This window comes from Trichodesmium erythraeum IMS101, assembly GCF_000014265.1.
Classification (GTDB): Bacteria; Cyanobacteriota; Cyanobacteriia; order Cyanobacteriales; family Microcoleaceae; genus Trichodesmium; species Trichodesmium erythraeum.
Genome location: NC_008312.1, coordinates 665,851 through 685,146, shown reverse-complemented (window position 1 = coordinate 685,146; position 19,296 = coordinate 665,851). Strand labels below are relative to the sequence as shown.

9 protein-coding genes are annotated in these 19,296 nt (G+C 37.9%); all 9 read left to right on the top strand.

All coding sequences use genetic code 11. The features are described 5' to 3' along the window. The first annotated feature begins 154 nt into the window (after positions 1-154). Positions 155-1,231 (top strand): ABC transporter permease subunit, encoded by a 1,077-nt coding sequence (locus TERY_RS02030; RefSeq protein WP_011610289.1) that lies wholly within the window; start codon positions 155-157, stop codon positions 1,229-1,231. Positions 1,232-1,948: 717 nt separating this feature from the next. Further along, positions 1,949-2,206 carry a hypothetical protein gene (locus TERY_RS02025; protein ID WP_011610288.1) on the top strand — a complete coding sequence of 86 codons (258 nt, stop codon included), beginning with the start codon at positions 1,949-1,951 and terminating at the stop codon, positions 2,204-2,206. Positions 2,207-2,846: 640 nt separating this feature from the next. Then, complete coding sequence (locus TERY_RS02020) at positions 2,847-4,355, top strand: reverse transcriptase domain-containing protein (RefSeq protein ID WP_011610287.1); 1,509 nt, start codon at positions 2,847-2,849, stop codon at positions 4,353-4,355. After that, entirely contained in the window at positions 4,345-4,485 is a 141-nt protein-coding gene (locus TERY_RS32140; protein WP_155994251.1) for a hypothetical protein, read from the top strand. Before TERY_RS02020 ends, TERY_RS32140 begins: the two co-directional genes overlap by 11 nt. A 980-nt stretch (positions 4,486-5,465) precedes the next feature. Continuing rightward, positions 5,466-5,681 carry a hypothetical protein gene (locus TERY_RS36000; RefSeq protein WP_011610285.1) on the top strand — a complete coding sequence of 72 codons (216 nt, stop codon included), beginning with the start codon at positions 5,466-5,468 and terminating at the stop codon, positions 5,679-5,681. A gap of 988 nt (positions 5,682-6,669) precedes the next feature. Continuing rightward, positions 6,670-6,951 (top strand): RP ribonucleotide reductase-like, encoded by a 282-nt coding sequence (locus tag TERY_RS02010; protein WP_011610284.1) that lies wholly within the window; start codon positions 6,670-6,672, stop codon positions 6,949-6,951. A gap of 577 nt (positions 6,952-7,528) precedes the next feature. After that, positions 7,529-9,298 (top strand): reverse transcriptase N-terminal domain-containing protein, encoded by a 1,770-nt coding sequence (locus TERY_RS02005; protein WP_011610282.1) that lies wholly within the window; start codon positions 7,529-7,531, stop codon positions 9,296-9,298. Between the two features lie 261 nt (positions 9,299-9,559). After that, positions 9,560-15,505: an LAGLIDADG family homing endonuclease gene (locus TERY_RS34360; RefSeq protein ID WP_196797201.1), complete on the top strand. Its 5,946-nt coding sequence runs from the start codon at positions 9,560-9,562 to the stop codon at positions 15,503-15,505. A 301-nt stretch (positions 15,506-15,806) separates the two neighbouring features. Beyond that, positions 15,807-18,860 (top strand): DUF4347 domain-containing protein, encoded by a 3,054-nt coding sequence (locus TERY_RS24655; protein ID WP_011610280.1) that lies wholly within the window; start codon positions 15,807-15,809, stop codon positions 18,858-18,860. Positions 18,861-19,296 lie beyond the last annotated feature (436 nt).

Genomic DNA, 19,296 nt, shown 5'->3' with positions numbered 1-19,296 from the left:
GTTGACCCTCACTTTATCCTTGGTATGAATGGATATTCCTATCAATTATCAATCTTTGGTAGAAAATATTGATGTATTTTATGTTAGTTTGGTGGATAGAAAATTGAGGTATAACCAGGTAAAATAACTAATTGCAAGTGAAATTTTTACTTATATGTTGAAGGAATTATTACAAGCAATTTTGAAGAAATTATTACAGGCAATTTTAATTTTATTATTACCACAGGCAAAACAACTAATTGCTAGTGAAATTTTTACTTATATATTGAAGAGATTATTACAGGCAATTTTGACTTTATTTTTAGCATCTGCTCTTTGTTTTGCTGTAATTCAATTAGCTCCAGGCAATTATTTAGATACTTTAAGTCAAAATCCCCAAATATCTCAAGAAACTATTCAACAACTTGAGCAACAATTTGGGTTAGATAAGTCTGCTTTAGAACAATATTTACGTTGGTTAGGAGAAATTATTAGAAGTGGAAATTTTGGCAGAAGTTTTGTTTTTCAGCAACCAGTAGCTGATTTATTATGGGAGAGAATACCAGCTACTTTAGTTTTATCTATTTCTTCCTTAATCATGACTTGGGCGATCGCTATTCCTCTTGGTATTATTGCTGGAGTTAATCAAAACCGTATTTTAGACCGTTTTTTACAATTAATTAGTTACACTGGTCAAGGTTTTCCTAGTTTTATTACTGCTCTATTATTATTATTTTTAGCCCAAAATATTTCTCCTTTATTACCAGTTGGAGGAATGCAAAGTATTGACTATGATGACTTCTCTTTTGTGGGTAAAATTTTAGATATGGGTTGGCATATGATTTTACCGACTATTGCTTTAAGTATTACCAGTTTTGCTGGTTTACAGAGGTTAATGCGGGGGCAATTATTGGATGTTTTGCGACAAAATTATATTCAAACGGCGAGAGCGAAAGGTCTTCCAGAGAATAGAGTGATTTATGTTCATGCTTTGAGAAATGCTATTAACCCTTTAGTAACATTATTGGGATTTGAGTTTGCTTCATTGTTAAGTGGTTCGTTTATTGCTGAATATTTCTTTAACTGGCCAGGATTAGGAAGTCTAATTTTAGAAGCGGTAAGAAACCAGGATTTATATTTAGTTATGGCGAGTTTAATGATGGGAGCTTTAATGTTAATTATTGGTAATTTATTGGCAGATTTATTATTGAAAGTTGTAGACCCTCGGATTAAGTTGGAAAGTATTAAGTGATGTCGAATGAATATTTTTAGAGTTGGAAAAATGGTGATAGTTTGTGTTGACACTGATCTTTTTATGAAAATTACTATACTGGGAAAATATAGTAATACTAAATTAGCTTGTGATAATTAAAAAACTAGAAATAAAGTCTGGAAAAATTATTGCCCATGGCATATTTTCTTTTGCAAAAAAGCGATAATATTTTAGACAAAAAAAATTAGGGATACGGAAAAATAACTAACATTTTTGAGTTGAATCTAAATAAAAATGGAGAATTTTAAAATAAGTTATTATAGTTTATTTCCTGACAGTTTAACATCAGGGAAGACTTGAATTTTAACAGATATATTTTATTAGTAGTTTACTTTGATATGTCAAGTTATTTACTCAAATAATTAGAATTAATTGGTAATTTTAAAAATTAATGAAATTAGATTATCACTGTTACATTAAGACAAGATGATTCCCGAATTATCAAGGAAAGTTTACCAGAAAATATGGCAGTTATTAATTTAAACAATTAGCCTCTCGGTTGTATAACTATTCAAATTGTTAAAAATATATGGCATAAATTAAAAGTCAAAAGTAAAATTAAAAGCGCCATTTAGCAATTTTTAAGGTTTATAGTAATTGAGTAAATCTGTCAATAGTTTGACAGTATATATAAAAAATTGCTACCATTGTAGACTGTTAATTTTTTTTGAAAATAATTATATTTTCTATTTGACTATGGTACAAGAAGTAGAAAAAATACGTCAGAGGGAGTTCCCAGAAGCAGCTCCCACTGCTAATCCAGTATTTTACAGAACTTATAGCCGTAAGACAAAAACTGGCCGTGAGACTTGGGTAGAAGTGTGCGATCGCACAATTGATGGCCTGAGAAAGTTGGGCCAACTCACAGAGGAAGAAACAGACTTACTCTATCGGATGCAAAGCCAACTGAAGGCCTTATCCTCTGGTCGTTGGTTATGGGTCGGTGGCGTGTGATTCGTTGAGTCGAAACGTAGTGCACAAGACACTTTAAGTCAATAAACTACGAGGATGACTCCCAAGGCTTAAAGGATTTGTAGTAAAAGTTAATTATCTTTTAACAAACCTACAAACCATGGAACCTTGAGAACTGTATAACCTTGTAGGTGAAAGTCCTACCCTCCAAAGCGTGGGAGTGAAAGCATTTCCCCTATCTAGAGACTGATTATCAAAGGATAAAGCGGGGATAAACGCTGGTAATACCGAACCATAAGGTAAATCCCAGCAAGCAAGAACACATGGATAACGAAAGTGAAGGTATGTCTGAACGGTCGTAACCCAGTAAGTAGCGAAAAGAATGGTTGATACGCTGCAGTCAAAAGACACTGAGACAAACGGAACCTGAAAATACCACCATTATCAGGTCACGCCCTCCAGTCTCCGGCCGAGTAGTACCATCCTAAATGTTCAAGCAAAGGTTATACGGAACGAAGTAATCCTGTATTGGCCCTCTAAAAGGTCGATTTTTGAGTAGGTATCAACTGTATGCCACTACAGGAAGAGATGGAATCAGAAGCTAATGCTTATTTGTAATAAATAGGATATGCAGACAAATTCCCGATGATTTGGAAGATGGAGTTTTGAATAGCAATGAATAATGACTAAAACACGGAAAAATCCGATGGTGGTATGGACACCTGTGAACTGGCGAAAACTAAAACGCGTGGTGTACAAGTTGCAAAAAAGAATCTATCAAGCTGCTCAAAGGGGAGATGTCAAGGCGGTAAGAAAACTGCAAAAGACCCTGTTAAATTCTTGGTCGGCTAAAATGCTGGCGACTCGCAGAGTAATACAGGATAATAAAGGTCAGAAAACTGCGGGTATTGATGGCAAGAAAAGTCTAACGCTCAAAGAAAGAGTAAACTTGGCCAATAACTTAGTAATGAGCCATAAAGCCAAATCTACTTGTAGAATATGGATTCCCAAACCAGGGAAGACAGAAAAAAGACCTTTAGGAATTCTGACAATATCTGAAAGAGCAAAGCAAGGGCTTGTGAAGATGGCAATAGAACCTGAATGGGAAGCTAAATTTGAACCTAATATTTATGGTTTCAGACCGGGCAGAAGTTGTATGGATGCCGTAGAAGGAATTAAAGCAGCAATAAAGCAGAAAAGTAAATATGTCTTGAATGCTGATATTGCCAAATGCTTTGATAATATTGACCACGAAAAGCTGTTAGATAAAATTGGAACCTTTCCAAAAGTCAGGAGACAGATTAAAGCTTGGCTCAAGTCTGGAGTATATGACAATGAGTCGTGGTTCCTAATGGATGAAGGTATCTCCCAAGGAGAAGTAATCTCAGGGTTATGGGCAAATATCGCCTTACATGGGATGGAGAAAATTGTTAAGGAATTTGCTTATAGTCTTTCGGGAAAAAAGGTTAAAAATGAGAAAGAAATAACTTTGGTAAGATATGCAGATCATTTTGTAATACTTCACCCGAATTTGAATGTGGTTACAAAAGCAAAAGCCTTAGTAGAGGAATTTCTTAGAGGAATGGGGCTAGAACTCAAACCAGAAAAAACTCGTTTAACTCATACACTCATTCAGGTAGGAGAAGAGGAACCGGGTTTTAATTTCCTTGGCTTTAACATTCGTCAATATCCAGTAGGAAAATATACAACAGGCAAAAATACATACGGAAAACCATTAGGATACAAAACCTACATAATGCCAAGTAAAGAGGAAATCAAAGCTCATTATCAAAGATTAGCCTCTGAGATTGACAAATTCAAATCTTGCAAATCTCAGATAGATTTAATCAAGGGATTAAATCCAATTATTACTGGATGGAGTAACTATTACTCAAAAGTTAATAGTGCTAAAACATTTAAGGAGCTTGACCACCTCTTAACTTTAAAATTAATTGCATGGGGTAAGTCTAGACATCATCACAAGTCGATAAAAGAGACGATTAAAAAATATTTTGGCACCAAAGGTAAAAGCAATTGGATATTCAAAACAATTGAAAACGGTAATAGAATCTGTCTTGTATATCACGAAGACTTTCAGATCAAAAACTTTGTGAAGGTAAAGGGAGAGAGTAGTCCATATGATGGAAATCTAATCTACTGGACTACCCGTATGGGAAAAAGTGCTGAATGACCAACAAAAGTTGCCAAAGTGCTCAAGAAACAATCAGGAAAATATACAGAATGTAGTATGTACTTCACCAGATGAAGATGTAATGGAAAGGGAAGATAAGTTACAGACTGCTGTCATTGGTCTTCTGTGAAATAGAAACTTAGCTACCAAAGCTTGTGTAATCATGTATGTGTAAGCTTGGGTAAGTTTAGGAAAACAGTAAAGATAACTACAGAAATTACTAATTACTACATAATCACTGCCATGACATCAAAACCAAACGAGACGGTACTTATGACAAAAGCCAAATCATTGAGGAGCCGTGTGAGGTGAAAGTCTCATGCACGGTTCTGAAGCCGAGTCACCACAGCGATGGGGTGGCTTAGGGTAATACAGAATGGATTTTACAACAGGGAAACTTTTCGGGGGCTTATAACTGTTCGTCCACTAATATTATAGATTGGTACTCCTTCGGTCTATTGATGGACTTAGCTATGATGGGCTGTGGTACGGGTGCCGTATTGGAACCACATGTGCGACTCGTTGGCTAGTAAAAACTGCTAAAAGCAGGTATAGCAAGCCTTCTAGGTTAAGAAATGATTTGAAACATCGGCCTAGAAAACTCTTATGTCCTTGATGGTGAAATTCCATCCGCCCCGTTGTTGGGTTGACAGCATAGGCCATAGGGTAGAGACTGAACATCAATCCCTAAAGCTGGCCTAAATGGGGTCAAAGCTCTAACTACCAAATGAGTGAGACTTTTAGCAAAGGCTGACAAGTGGACGAATAGGAAGGTAATTAAACTCTCGTAACTAATAACAACTTCAAAGGTAGCTAAGGAGTTTAGGACGAAAGTCAGGGGGTCTTTGAATAATCTTATATGTGGAAGATTATTAACAACCATGTTGAACCCTCCGGGAGAATTTACCCCACTAAATCAACCGTAATAAAGGTATAAGGGAACGAGGAAACCTCTTTATGACACCTAAGAATATAGGTCGAGAACTTAGGAAGCCATTCAAGGTCAATCTGCGCAAATGGACGCAGGTCTTAGAGAGAGTAGGATTGAGTAAGAAGCATATCTATGCAGACGTACTCACTGTTAAACGTAATGTAGGGTAACAATTAGCGATGAACAAGGCTAAAACACTAAAAAGGAAGCTAGGAAACTTTAGAGCATTTTTAAGTGTGGCATGGAATACAGATGATATACTGAATCAAGTAAGTGTTAATCCTAACCTTAAATTGATAGACATTTATTGGAGACGGGTCCTGAAGAATGTATTTAAGTTGCAAAAGTTAATTTACAGAGCATCCAGCCGTGGCGATATTCCATTGAAAGTGTAAATGCCAAAGACTTCTGAGCACAAGTTATTACGCCTTGTTGCTGGCTGTTAAACGGGTGACACAGTTAACCCGGTTAGAAGGCTGTGGGTGTAGATGGTATTAAAAATCTACTACAGATTCAACAATTCAACCTGATAGACCTACTTGCATCAGGTTATCTCAAAGTAAGTCCAACTCTAGAGTCACCGATACCAAAGCCAGGTAAAGATAAAAAATGTCCATTAGGCATCCTGTTTGATGTACGATAGGGTCTTACAAGTACTGGTGAAACTAGGTAGGTTACCTTTTGAGGGATGCACGTTTGTAGTCAGTAAAAAGCTCTTTGATAAAATGAAGGTGCTTTTATGACAGAGATTAGGTCAATGGGCAGGGTTGTTGGCATCCAAATAAGTTAGACAAATGGGTTAAATAAGAGTATTTCCCCAAAATTTAGAATAACAATTGGATTATTAAAAGGGGGGAATATATACTAAACCAATACTCAGATGTACCTATTACAAGGCACATCAAAGTTAAAGGTAAGAAATCACTATTAGATGGTGACTGGACTTATTGGACTAGCAAAATCGGTACATACCCAGGTGTAAGAAAGGAAGTTACAATTGTGTTAAAATGGCAAAAAGGTAAATGCGCATGGTGTGGAATACACTTTAGACCAAGGTATAAATCAAGGTTGACCGGGTTTTTCCTAAGTCTAAGGGTGGTGATAATACCTATAAGAATAAATAGGTATTGCACCAACATTGCCACGACTCTAAGACTGCTGAGGATTTAAAAGCAGTAAATTATTAGGACTCATGAGGTCTTAGGTGGAATTTTAAGGATGTGCCCTTGAATTGGGACGTTTAGGAGAGGAGCCGTGTGAGGTGAAAGTCTCACGCACGGTTTTGAAGACGAGCAGACTCTATAAAGGGCAGCCGGAAATGGGTTTGCTTAGTTTAACTATATAAATCAACTACCACCGATTCACAATTATCTAAATATTGTATTGCGAGGTGACATTGGTACTACTCCTGCTGAGTTACGTCGTGAGCTGACAGAAGTAAAATGTCATCAAGACAAAGCAAAAGCAGAAATTTTTGTTGGTGATAGTCGTCAAGGTTGGGTAGAGTCTTATCGAGCTTTGTTGGAGTTGTCAACAGATAAGCAGTTTTCAGGAAAAGTTAATGTGATCATTGACTTGAGTCATGTTAGACCTGCGGGAGAGCCTTTAAAGGGATTTGGAGGTGTTGCGAACCCGGTAAAATTAGTGCGACTCGTTGGCCACTAAGCTAGGAAACTAGATATAAATGGCCGTCCTTAGTCAACAAGTGAGGGAAACCTCGACTAATGGATAACTCTTATGATCTTGATGGTGAAATTCCATCCGCCTTGTTGTTAGGTTGACAGCGTAGGCCACAGGGTAGAGACTGAACATCAATCCCTGAAGCTGGCCTAAATGGGGTCAAAGCTTTAACTACCAAAAGAGTGAGACTTCTAGCAGAGATTGACAAGTGGACGAACAGGAAGGTAAGAAAACTCCCGTAACCGGGAACCATCCCAAAGGTAGCTGTGGGATGTAGGGCAATAAGCCAGGGGGTCAATGGGTAATATTATTAATTTGATATTATCAACAATCAGACAGAACCCTCCGGGAGAGTTTACCCCGCTAAATCAGTCGCAATAAAGGCATAAGGGAACGAGGAAACCTCTTTAAGACACCTGATAAAATAGGTCGATAAATTTAGGAAGCCATTCAAGGTTAGTCTGCACAAAGGTTGCAGGTCTTAAGGAGAGTAGGATTGGGTAAGAAGCATAATCATGCAGACGTACCCACTGTTAGACGTAATGTAAGGTAATAATTAGTAATGGAAAAGGCTAAAACACTAAAAAGAAGAATGGACAAGCCAGAATCCTTTTTAAGCGTGGCATGGGATACAGACGATATACCGGATAAAATTTGTGTTAATCCTAATCTGAAATGGAGAGACATAGATTGGAAAAAGGTTGAGAAGAATGTATTTAAGTTGCAAAAGTTAATTTACAGAGCATCCAGCCGTGGTGAGATCCGCAAGATGCGCAAATATCAAAAACTTCTGATCAAAAGTCATGACGCCTTGTTGCTAGCTGTTAGAAATGTGACCCAGGACAACCAGGGCAAGAAAACTGCTGGGATAGATGGGATCAAAAATCTACCTCCAATGCAGCGACTCCACTTGGTGGATTTGTTAAAATCACGTGACCTTAAAGCTAGCCCAACTCAGAAGGTCTCAATACCAAAAACTGGTAGAAACCAGAAGCGCCGGTTAGGCATTCACTCGCTGTACGACTTGGGACTGCAAACTTTAGTTAAGTTGGGCATGGAACCAGAATGGGAGGCTCACTTTGAAACTAATACCTATGGTTTTAGGCCGGGTCGGTCAACAGATGACGCTATTCAGGCGATTTACCTCAGTATCAACGACGAACCAAAATATGTACTGAATGCTGACATATCCAAATGTATGAGCGAAGTTAACCATCATGCACTGCTAGGAAAAATAGATAAATCTCCCTATAGACAATTAGTCAAACAGTGGCTAAAGTCTGGAGTATTTGACAAGAGTCAATTCGATCCACCTCTCTTGGAGTTAGGTACACCACAAGGAGAGGTAATTAGTCCCCTGCTAGCAAATATCGCTCTACACGGTATGGAAAAATGCCTACAAGACTTTGCTGAAACACTACCAGGAAATAAAAGGGATAATATACAAGCATTATCTTTAGTAAGATATGCCGGTAACTTTGTAATATTACACAAAGATATTGAGGTAGTAATGCAGGCAAAAGCTGTGGTACAGGAATGGTTAAATAACATAGGATTGGAACTGAAACCGGAAAAAACCAGAATTGCTCACACACTAGAAGAATATGAAGGGAACCAGCCCGGATTTGACTTTCTAGGATTCACAGTTAGGCAGTGGAAGGTAAAAACAAGCAAGCAAGGGTTCAAAACGCTGATCAAACCATCCAAACAGAGTATTAATACTCATTATCGGAAAATGGCAGAGGTATGTGATACTCATAAAAGTGCTACTGTCAAGGTATTGATAACTAAGTTAAACCCGATAATAAGAGAATGGGCTAACTACTTTTCAGCGGTAGTCAGTAATGACATATTTCAAAAGCTAGACCATCTCTTATTGAGGAGAATATGGCGATGGGCAAGCCGGAGACATTCTAATAAGTCAGCAGCCTGGGTGAAAGAGAAGTACTTTCCTCACAGAGAAGGAACCAAAAGTTGGGTACTTAAGGATGAGGAATATATACTAAATCTACACTCTGATGTGTCTATTATAAGACACGTTAAAGTTAAGGATAATAAATCGCCCTACGATGGTGACTGGATTTATTGGAGTAGTAGAATGGTTAACAGTCCAGGCATAAGGAAAGAAGTTTCGACTCTGTTGAAAAAGCAGAAAGGTAAATGCGCATTTTGTGGGCTAAGTTTCAGACCAACGGATACTATGGAGGTTTACCATGTCATTCCGAGGTCTGAAAAGGGTAATAGCACAAGCAAGAACAAAGAGTTATTACATCGACACTGCCACGATACTAAAACTGCACTAGAGAGGGAGACATCCCAGTCGGAAGATTGAATAAAGCTCCTGAAATACCAGAAGGATACCAATGGGTAGACAATATGGTAACTCTATAAAGCAGGGATGTACCTTTGAATTGGGGCGTCTAAGAGAGAAGCCGTATGAGGTGAAAGTCTCATGTACGGTTTTGAAGACGAGCAGGTTCAATAAAGGGTAACCGGAAATGAACTTGCTTAGTTTAACCCAGAATTATATGAACGTTGTGGGAACATTTTAAATCAAGCAGTTGGGCGACAATTAAATTCTGTGGAGTGTTGTTTGCTTATTGACGAAGCAGCAGTCACAATAGTTGCCGGGAATATTCGAAGATGTTTACCTGAAGGTGCTTTAGTACATACAGCTTCAGGGTTGGTAGCTATTGAAAAAATTCGGATTGGCGATCGCGTATTAACGAGCCAAGGATTTTATCCTGTGACCAACTTCTTTGACCAGGGTATTCAGTCTTTATGTCGTATTCAAACAGAAGATGGATATTTTGAATGTACTCCTGATCATAAAGTTGCTGTGCTACAAGATTTGTATGGTAACTATAAAATGATTAAGGCTAAAGACTTACAAGAAGGCGATCGCCTAATTTTTGTCCCTCAAGCAATACCGGGTACTCCCACTGAACTACCTGAGTTAAAAGCTGTTCCATCATCTGAGGCCAAACTCATAACGATACCCGCTCTACAGAGCGAAGTTGCTTATTTTCTAGGATACTTGTCTGGAAATGGATCGGTTGGTTCTGATGGAGGGCAAGTTAGGTTTCGAGTTTCCCAAGATAGTCCGGAAATTCTGGAGCGACTGATTAATGTTGCTCAAGAGTTTGGTTTGGAAACACATAGACTGAGAACGCTGGAACAATTTCAAACTCAAGCTTATGAACTTGAGTTAAATAGCAGCACTCTTAACAAATATCTGTCACAGTTTAAACAGCCATCTAACTCTGTTTGTATTCCTGAGTGTATTCTGATGGGAACAACAGAAATTCGTCAAGCTTATTTGGCAGGTTTAGTAGACGCAGATGGTTGTCATTCTCAGGGTATACTTTTAACTTCAGTTGACCAAGGCTTTCTGCGACAGGTGCAAGCATTATATGCATCTTTAGGAATCACTACAAGATTGTGTGGTTCGGTGCAAAAGCCAACTGGAACATGGGAAGGTGAGTTGGTAACTGTAAGTGAGGGTGGTTATGAAGCAGTAGAAAAACTGATGATGAATTACTCGACTCAGTTCCCAGTGCAAAAACCGAACCACCTTAAGTTTTTCCCAGACCAGGGGTTTCCAAAGGAAATGGTTAGACCTTTAGTAAAGACTTCTCAAGATCATTTGGGCAAAGTTCACAAGCAGATGATTTTTCCTTCTGTGAAAAAGTTTGTGGTTGATGCGACAGATTTAATTCCGGTGAAGGTGAAAAAGGTTGAGATGGATGTGAGGGAAGCATCAACTTATGATATTGAAGTTGCCAGTATTCATGAGTTTGTTTGCCAGGGAATTTTAGTTTCAAATTCAGCAGGTATCAGGCAGGGGAGTAATAGCGATCATATCTTTACTGTAGCGAAGGATAATCTCTGGCGACAAGATGAAAATGGTAACTGGGGTATCGATCCTAAAAGAGATGCTCTGCGAATGGCAAATCATACTCATGTTTTCCACTACAAACCAACATTAGAAGAATGTGTAGAGGCAGTGAGAAAACAGTTTTATTCTGGTGAAGGCGCCATTCAGTGGGCAGGTGAAGCGGTTGCTCGTGCTAATCGTGATCTACTTTTTACTCCAGAAATAAAGAGTGATTTCTTGAAAGCGTATGAAAAAAATAATGCTAAAAAGTGGTTTCAAGAACACTATCCAAATATTACTAATGATGAACTGGAACATCGGTTAGCGAGATTAGGACTTAACCCTTGTCATTCAGGGGATACTTTAGTATCTACAGACCAAGGTTTAATTGCAATTCAGGATTTAGTAGGTAAACAATTTCAAGCATTGGTAGATTTGCGTTCTATAGGTTTATCTGGTGTCAGGTTAACAGATGCGATCGCTTTTGCTACGGGAGTTAAAACTACCTACCAAGTTATTCTGAATAATGGAATGCAAATGCGATGTACTGGAGACCATCAACATTTTACTAGTCGAGGTTGGGTTAGTACTAGAGATTTAACTGATGATGACAATATTTATATTCAAGGAGGAGCGGGTCAATTTGGCAAAGGTACTATTTCTGTTGCTCAAGCTCAAATGCTTGGTTGGTGGTACAGGGATGGATATAATGTTAAGATAAAAGCTCGTAGTCATAGTCATGGCGGGAAGCAAGATTATTTTGCTACAGGGTTTGTTTTTGACCAGGATGACTATGAAACTGCCTACAATGTTGTTGAAAAAGCAGTTGCATCAATTACAGAAAGAGAATATGTAACTAAACTACATAAAGGAGTCTATGAATTCCCAACCCAATATCCTAAATTAGAAAAGTTTTTTGCTGATTTAGGTATAGTTGGAAAAGAAGAACTTCCTAATAATTTTCTTAGTCAATCTCAGGAAGTTTTAATTGGTTTTTTACAAGGAATTTTTAGTGCAGATGGCATAGTATATGAAGATTCAAGAAGAATCAAACTAACTATGGTTTCGGAAAAACTTCTCCAACAAATTCAATTAATTCTCTCTAATTTAGGAATTATTAGTACAGTTGGATTAGTTAGGGAAAAAGATTACATAGGTGTACCTTATAGGACTGTTAATGTAACTCATGAAGTTAGTTTATGCCGGGGTAGTTATGAACTATTGATTTCTAGTTTTAGCTTCAGTTTATTTCAACAATTAATTGGCTTTCCGCTATCGCCAAGTAAAAATGTTAAGGCTGAAAAATTGCTAGTACAAACGTTAGCTAATTATTCTGAGTCAACTATTAATTCTAAGTTCATATCAAAGGTGAAAAAAGTTGAAGAATTTGGAGAGGAAGTTGTTTATGATTTACATGTTCCTTTAACTAATTCTTTTATCGCTAATGGTTGTTTAACTCACAATTGCGGAGAAATTATTGGTTCAAATTTTCACTGTGTGAGCGGAGATACTCTATTAATTACTCGCGATAGTATTCACAAAATAAAAGATGTTGTTGGTCAAAAAATTGAAATTTGGAACGGCAAAAATTGGAGTCAAGTAATTCCTTTGAAAACAGGAAAAGACAGAAAATTATACCGGGTCAGATTTGGGGATGGTTCCTATCTTGATGTGACAGAATATCACAGATTTTTTGTGAAAGATCGGTTTGGTAAAAAGTATGAAGAAGTACAAACAAAGGATTTGCTAACTCATAGCAAATATGCTTTAGATGTGGAACCTTTTATCATAGATTATCATGATGGAGATTCTATCAATTTATCTTATGCTTATACATTGGGTGCGGCTCTAGGTAATGGAACCATAGACCAAAATAGTAATGGTAAAATTCGGGTTTATTCTCACAAAGCTGAATTAATTTTTGCTGGTAATAAATCACTGGAACGACAATATAATTATCTACCTTCTTTTGTGGATGTTATAGATTTAGGGTTTTCTGGAGAACTACTGCGTCGTCTACAAACTGAACCTGATGCTTTAAATACTATTGCTAGTTGGAATAAATCCGCTATTCTTGCTTTTATCGCAGGATTAGCAGATACAGATGGTTCTGAGACTAAAGGTAATGGAATTAAAATTTCTGTATCTGATTATGAACGAGCAAAAAGACTGCAATTATTGTTGACAAAATGTGGTATTCGTGCATCAGTCAATTTAATGGCAAGTCGCGGTTGTACTACAAATTTAGGAGAAAGAAATCAAGACCTTTACTATTTACAAATTACTGATTGTAGAGAAATTCCTTGTCAAAGACTAGATACAACTAAGGTGTGTGAAGCTAAATTTCAAGGTAAATATCAAACAATTCAAAATGTTGAAGAATTACCAGGATTACATGACACTTATTGTTTTGAAGAGCCGGAATTTCATAAAGGTGTTTTTGGCAATGCCTTGACAGGAAATTGTAATTTATCGGAAATTCATCTCAATCAAATTGAACCAAATAACTATAAAGAACAGGAGGAAGCTTTTACTGCTGGTGCCCTTTCTGTGGCAACTCTACTTAAGCATGAGTTCCTTGAACCTCGCTATCGTTATAGTCGAGAATTAGACCCTATTGTAGGAGTATCTTTTACTGGTTTATTTGACTTTTTTGTAAAAGCTTTTGGCATTGAATGGTTGCGTTGGTGGCAAGCAGGTCGCCCGGCAACAGCTCAAGGTCTGGAGTTTAAACAACAGGAGGCAAAATATTTAACTCGTTGGCGGGAAATAGTGCATCGGGTGGTGTGGGATTATTGCGATCGTCATAACCTTAAGCGTCCCAACCGTTGTACAACAGTTCAACCTTCCGGTTGTCTTGACAAAACAGCATTGAGAATATTTAACCAAGGTTTGCTCTATGCAGATGAAGTCGTCACACCTGGCAGTGGAGAAACAGTAGGATTAGGATTAACTGTTCGTAATGGTATTGGAGCTTCGACAGCGATCGCTAATCAACCAATGGAACTGGTAGAAATAAAACTGGCTAATGGCCGGAAATTACGCATGACTCCAAATCATCGGATGAGTGTCAAGGGTAAGTGGATACATGCTTGTAATCTTAAGCCAGGAATGTTGCTTGATTACAGTATTGGTGAATATCAAAAACGAGAAGATACTTTACTAATACCTTTACAGTTGGAAGATTATACAGAGGTTAACAACTCTCAAACTTTAGGTCATAACGGTGGTGTCTTGACAAAAAAAATCATGACTCCTGCAAGTATGACTTCAGACTTAGCTTACTTTTTAGGTTGTTTATTCGGCAATGGTTGCATTGTTCAAAACAAATATCAAGTTTGTTTTTATCATAGCAGACTTGATGTTTTGTATGGTCTCCAAGAAAAAGGCAAAAAATTATTTGGTATTAAAGGCAGTTTAAATGACTTTGCTAACGGTCGTTTTGAATTATGCTTTGCTTCTCGACAGTTATTCTACTGGCTGCACTTAAACCAGCTTGTCAAAACACAGAAAAGTGAAGATTTAGAACGAATACCTCTGAGTTTACGTCGCTCTTCACGAGTTACTTTGCTATCATTTTTCTGTGGTCTGATAGATACTAATGGATATGTTCCTCAGGATGGAAAACTATCCATAGCTTCAGCTAGCTCTGATTTTATTCACAACCTGCAACAAATAGGGGAATCTATCGGACTGTGTTTTAGTATATATCAGAATACTAAAGGGGAGAACTTACAAAATCAACACAATAATACATGGGGATTATGTTTGAGTCCTATGTTGTCTAATGTTGATGCTTTAGATTATCTCAACCATAACAGTATCAAATGTCAGGAAGGACCTGTAGTTATATCTAAGTGTGTGTTGAATTATTCACCATACAAAATTGAGTCTGTTAATATTGGTGCAGTGTGTGATTATTCTTATGATTTTGCCATTGAAGGTATAAATGATAATGACTCTTGGTATTGGCAAGGTGCTTTGAAATCACATAACACCAAGTCTCTGTTAACAAATGCTTCCCCTGGTTGGCATCCTCCTTTTGGGTTACGCTGGGTGCGACGGATTACTTTTGCGAAAAATGATCCCGTAGCATTAGCTTGTCTTGACTATGGTTATTCTGTAATTCCTGGGCAGTCAGGCAAAGATGAAAATGGAAATTTACTTAACGATCCTTTTGACGAACGGGCTAAAGAATGGTTAGTAGAAATTCCAGTACAGGTATCTTGGATAGATTTGCCTGGGGTTGAAGAGATTGCTATTGAGAAGTTTAGTGCTACTGCTATGTTTGATTTTTACATGGAAGTACAGAAAAATTGGACGACTCATAATAGTAGTAGTACCATTTTGTTAACTGAAGCAGAAATTGAACCTTTGGGCAAACGCATTTATGAAGCAATTCGCGATGATGAGGGTTATATTTCCTCAGCATTGTTAGCACGGTTTGATGCACCGTTCCCTCGGTTACCCTTTGAACATATCTCTAAGGATCAATATGAAAAAATGCAAGAGGATGTGTTACAACGACGTAAGTCTCATAATTTCTCCGAGTTGATGAATGGTTATGTGTTAGCGAGTGAGTTACCAGAGACAGGACCTCAAGATCCTGCTTGTTCTGGGATGGTTTGTGAGTTGAAGGGTTTAGAACCCGAAATTCATTAGAGCTAGAGGTGAAAAAGAATGTCGTAGTGCATCTAGCTCTAAAATGTAAGTAAAAAAACCTTTGAAAGGGGGCAAAAGGGGAATTTCTCTCCCCCTTTTTTTTTCTTTATATTGAGAAGGATTATTATAATTCAGTTTGCCAGGGTAAAAAATAAAAAAATCAACTATAAGACAAATTTAAAATTCAGCTCCAATACTTTATAGTTATTTTATATTTGACAAATTGTCTTTTGACAAAAAATTTAGAGAGAAATTAGGATTCCTTTATTAGAAATTTTTATCAATTTGAGGATTTGTCAAGATGAACTCAATCTTAAAAAAAGCTACAGAATCAATAGAAATCAACCAAAATTTGCAGCAAGTGCGACAGCAGAAAAGATTAATGGTAATTGACACGAGAGTGGAAAATTATCGCCAGTTAACTACAGGAGTTACTCCAGAAACAAAAGTAGCTTTAATTGACCCTAAGCGTGATGGTATAGAACAAATTACCGAACTTTTATCTAATTACCCAACTAATAGTTTACATATTGTTTGTCACGGCGACCCTGGCATTTTATATTTGGGAAAAACACCAATAAGCGAGCAGAATCTTCCCAAATATACCGGATATCTCCAAGAATGGGGAATTGTCGATATATTACTCTATAGTTGTAATATTGCCAGTCAATCAGATAACTTGCTCCAACTTTTACATAAATTCACTGGAGCCAATATTGCTGCTTCAAAACATCAGGTGGGCAACCCATTAAAAGGGGGAACTTGGGATTTAGAAAGCCGCATTGGTTCAGTTGCTTCAGAGATAGCTTTTTTACCACAAGTTATTCAAGATTATCCTGGAGTATTTCACGGGTTACAATTTTATGTCGGTCAAGATGAAACAGGTAAAGTCAGAGCCTATCTTGGCAAAGATGATAGGGTGAGTAACGCCTACACCAATATATTTTCTGATGACTATCTCACTTTAAGTCCAGTTGGGATTTGGGATGACCGGGAAATAGAAGAAAAAGATACTGCCTTTGACTATCGTTATACTAATAACGCATCCTATTTTCCAGGCTTTACACCACAGATAGATATGTTCTATGAAACTCCTGTAGACGGGAGTCCTGCTGATGATTCTTTCGATCGCGAACGCAATACCTATTTCCAAGTCAACTTTCTAGATGAGCTGAAGGTATGGAATGGTGAAGATTTTGTGGCTACAGGTGGAGAGGTGATGACCTGGTCTCAAGAAAACTGGGATGTTAATGATAAAGGTGAATGGTATGCAGAATTTGCCAATGAAGTCACCACAGGGGAAGGTGTTGTAAAGGGAAAACCTTACTATTATGCAGTATATGACGAACCAGGTAATGACCACTGGCATTACGTCATGGAGTTACAGGAAGGAACTTCACCTACAGGTATTGATGACGGGCTTTACTTGTTGCCAATTGAGGTTGAGACTAATATTCCTGATAGCATTCCTTCCGATCCTGTTTATATTCTCTACAATCAAAACCTCTCTGCTGCCCCCGATGTAGACCAAGATACTATTCTGGCCGCTCAAAATTATCTGCTAGAAGAGTACGGAATGACTGAACCTGCTCAAGAATTTAAAGCTTTCTTAGATAGCAGTCAAAATGGAGTAGATTCAGATGCTACAGGACTTGCAACTTTTAGCCTGAATGCAGAACAGACAGAAATAGAATATACCATTGAATTAAATGGACTTGACCTAATTGAAGATCCTGTAAAGCGTACAGCTGAGAACGCCATTACCGAAATTCACTTTCACCACCGCGGCTACGGCACTGATGGCAGTCACGTTTTGAACGTCTTTGGGACACCATCGGAAGATGATGATAACATTGAGATTGATTACGAAAATGAAAGGATTATAGGTAAGTGGGATTGGTCTGATGCTGCTGCCAATTTTGCTCGCCATTCTGAGCCTAAATCTGATGGTGTTTATGGTGACTGGAAAGCTCCTAAATTAGAAATTGAAGTTGTTGAAGCCTACAATAATGGTGCTTTAGGCATCAAATTGCGAGATGAAGAACCTGAAGATAAACTCAACATTTTTGAGGGAACTCAGCTCAACTTTGACAACGGTGCCAGGGTTAAAATAACAGAAAACATTACCATATCTAAGGCAAAAAGTAGTATAGTTGAAGCAAGCATTCTGGAAGGGGGCGATATTCCAGCTGGGGAAATAGCCATTCTATCTCCTGCTCAAATGCCGGGAACTACTCCCGTTACGACTTCTCTATTCAACTTATTTCATGGCAACCTCTACGTTCAGGTGCATACCAACCAAAATCCTGAACCTGGTGATATTCGGGGCCAAGTATTACCTGTGAGAACTTTAGCAGATGCCGAAGATGATGTACTTTCTGGCGGTACAGGTAATGAATTATTTGAATTGGATGCCGCTGATGTAGGAGGTATTGAGATTGAAGAATTGGCTGGTCGCGAAACTTTGACTCTTGAAGGTATGGAAACTTCTATGTCAAATTTGCATAGAGAAGATAACGATCTAATTATAGATGTTAACCAAGATGGCAGTTTCCAAACAGCGGAAGACCTGACCCTCAAAAACTTTTTTGCAGACGAAGTAGGAGTAGTTGGCAAAGGCTATATTGAGTTAGTTGATGAGATTTCTGGTAATGAAATTTTAAGAGGTGTTTCTTCTAGTGGGAAGGATTTAGTCCATGGAACTTCAGAAGACGATATTCGGCAAGGTAAGGGGGGTAATGATGTTATTTCTGGCTTTGGTGGTAATGACGAACTCTATGGTAACCGGGGTGATGATCTTCTCAAAGGTGGTGATGGTAACGATATTCTCAAAGGTGGTTATGAAAACGATACTTTAAAGGGGAATAGTGGTAATGATACCTTAATTGGTTGGCAAGGTTTCGATATTTTGCTTGGTGGCAGTGGAGAAGATAATCTGAAGGGTGGTATCGGTCGCGATCGCCTGAATGGAGGAAAGGATGACGATCTGCTCAGTGGTGGAGCGAGTCAGGATAAATTTATCTTTGCTGCCAATAAAACATTTAGTGAAGCAGATTTAGGTGTGGATGAAATTACTGATTTTGTATCTGGCCCAGATAAAATTATCTTGGATGTAACAGTGTTCACTGCCATTAAGACTACTCCTGGAGAAAGTCTAGATGAAGGCGAATTTGCTGTGGTGGATAATGAAACTGATGTATTTAGCGCTGATGCTACGATCGTTTATAACTCAGCCAATAGTACATTATATTATAATCCTAATGGAGTTGAAAATGGCTTGGGAGATGGGGGTAGCTTTGCCCTGTTATCTAATGAAGCATCTTTGAGTGCAGATGATTTCCTAGTCAGAGCTTGAGGGAATTTGAGCAGTTGAGAGCAGTTTTCATGAAGTATGAGTACAGAGATGTTGGCACTCAGCAGGAGCTATGTAGTCTGCAAAAGTGAAAACTGCTCCTAGGAAAATATTCAAGGTGTCATAAAAATTGATGGTAGTCCTGTAAAAGTAATAATAAAATTAGAACATCCGGAGATTTTATGGTCTCTAATTACAGGATTTTTCATGTTAGTAGACCACAGTAGGGACGCTTTTATGCAACTTCCCTACATGTAAGGTCCCTAAAAGGTTGTGGTTATGGCGTGTAGTTGACAATTTGAAAAGGGCTGTAATGAACCGATAGCAAATCATTCATTTGTTAGCCTAGAAGACTTAGAAGAAGTTTGGTTTGAGTGTTGTCCAATAGTTTTCAAAGAGCAGTTTCTCTGAAAAGCTATCACCTAGGACTATTGGAGGC

Excerpts from the sequence above, each read along its gene's own strand:
- TERY_RS02005 (WP_011610282.1), top strand. The coding sequence starts at position 7,529 with ATGGAAAAGGCTAAAACACTAAAAAGAAGAATGGACAAGCCAGAATCC.
- TERY_RS24655 (WP_011610280.1), top strand. The coding sequence starts at position 15,807 with ATGAACTCAATCTTAAAAAAAGCTACAGAATCAATAGAAATCAACCAA.
- TERY_RS36000 (WP_011610285.1), top strand. The coding sequence starts at position 5,466 with ATGAACAAGGCTAAAACACTAAAAAGGAAGCTAGGAAACTTTAGAGCA.
- TERY_RS02020 (WP_011610287.1), top strand. The coding sequence starts at position 2,847 with ATGACTAAAACACGGAAAAATCCGATGGTGGTATGGACACCTGTGAAC.
- TERY_RS02025 (WP_011610288.1), top strand. The coding sequence starts at position 1,949 with ATGGTACAAGAAGTAGAAAAAATACGTCAGAGGGAGTTCCCAGAAGCA.
- TERY_RS02030 (WP_011610289.1), top strand. The coding sequence starts at position 155 with ATGTTGAAGGAATTATTACAAGCAATTTTGAAGAAATTATTACAGGCA.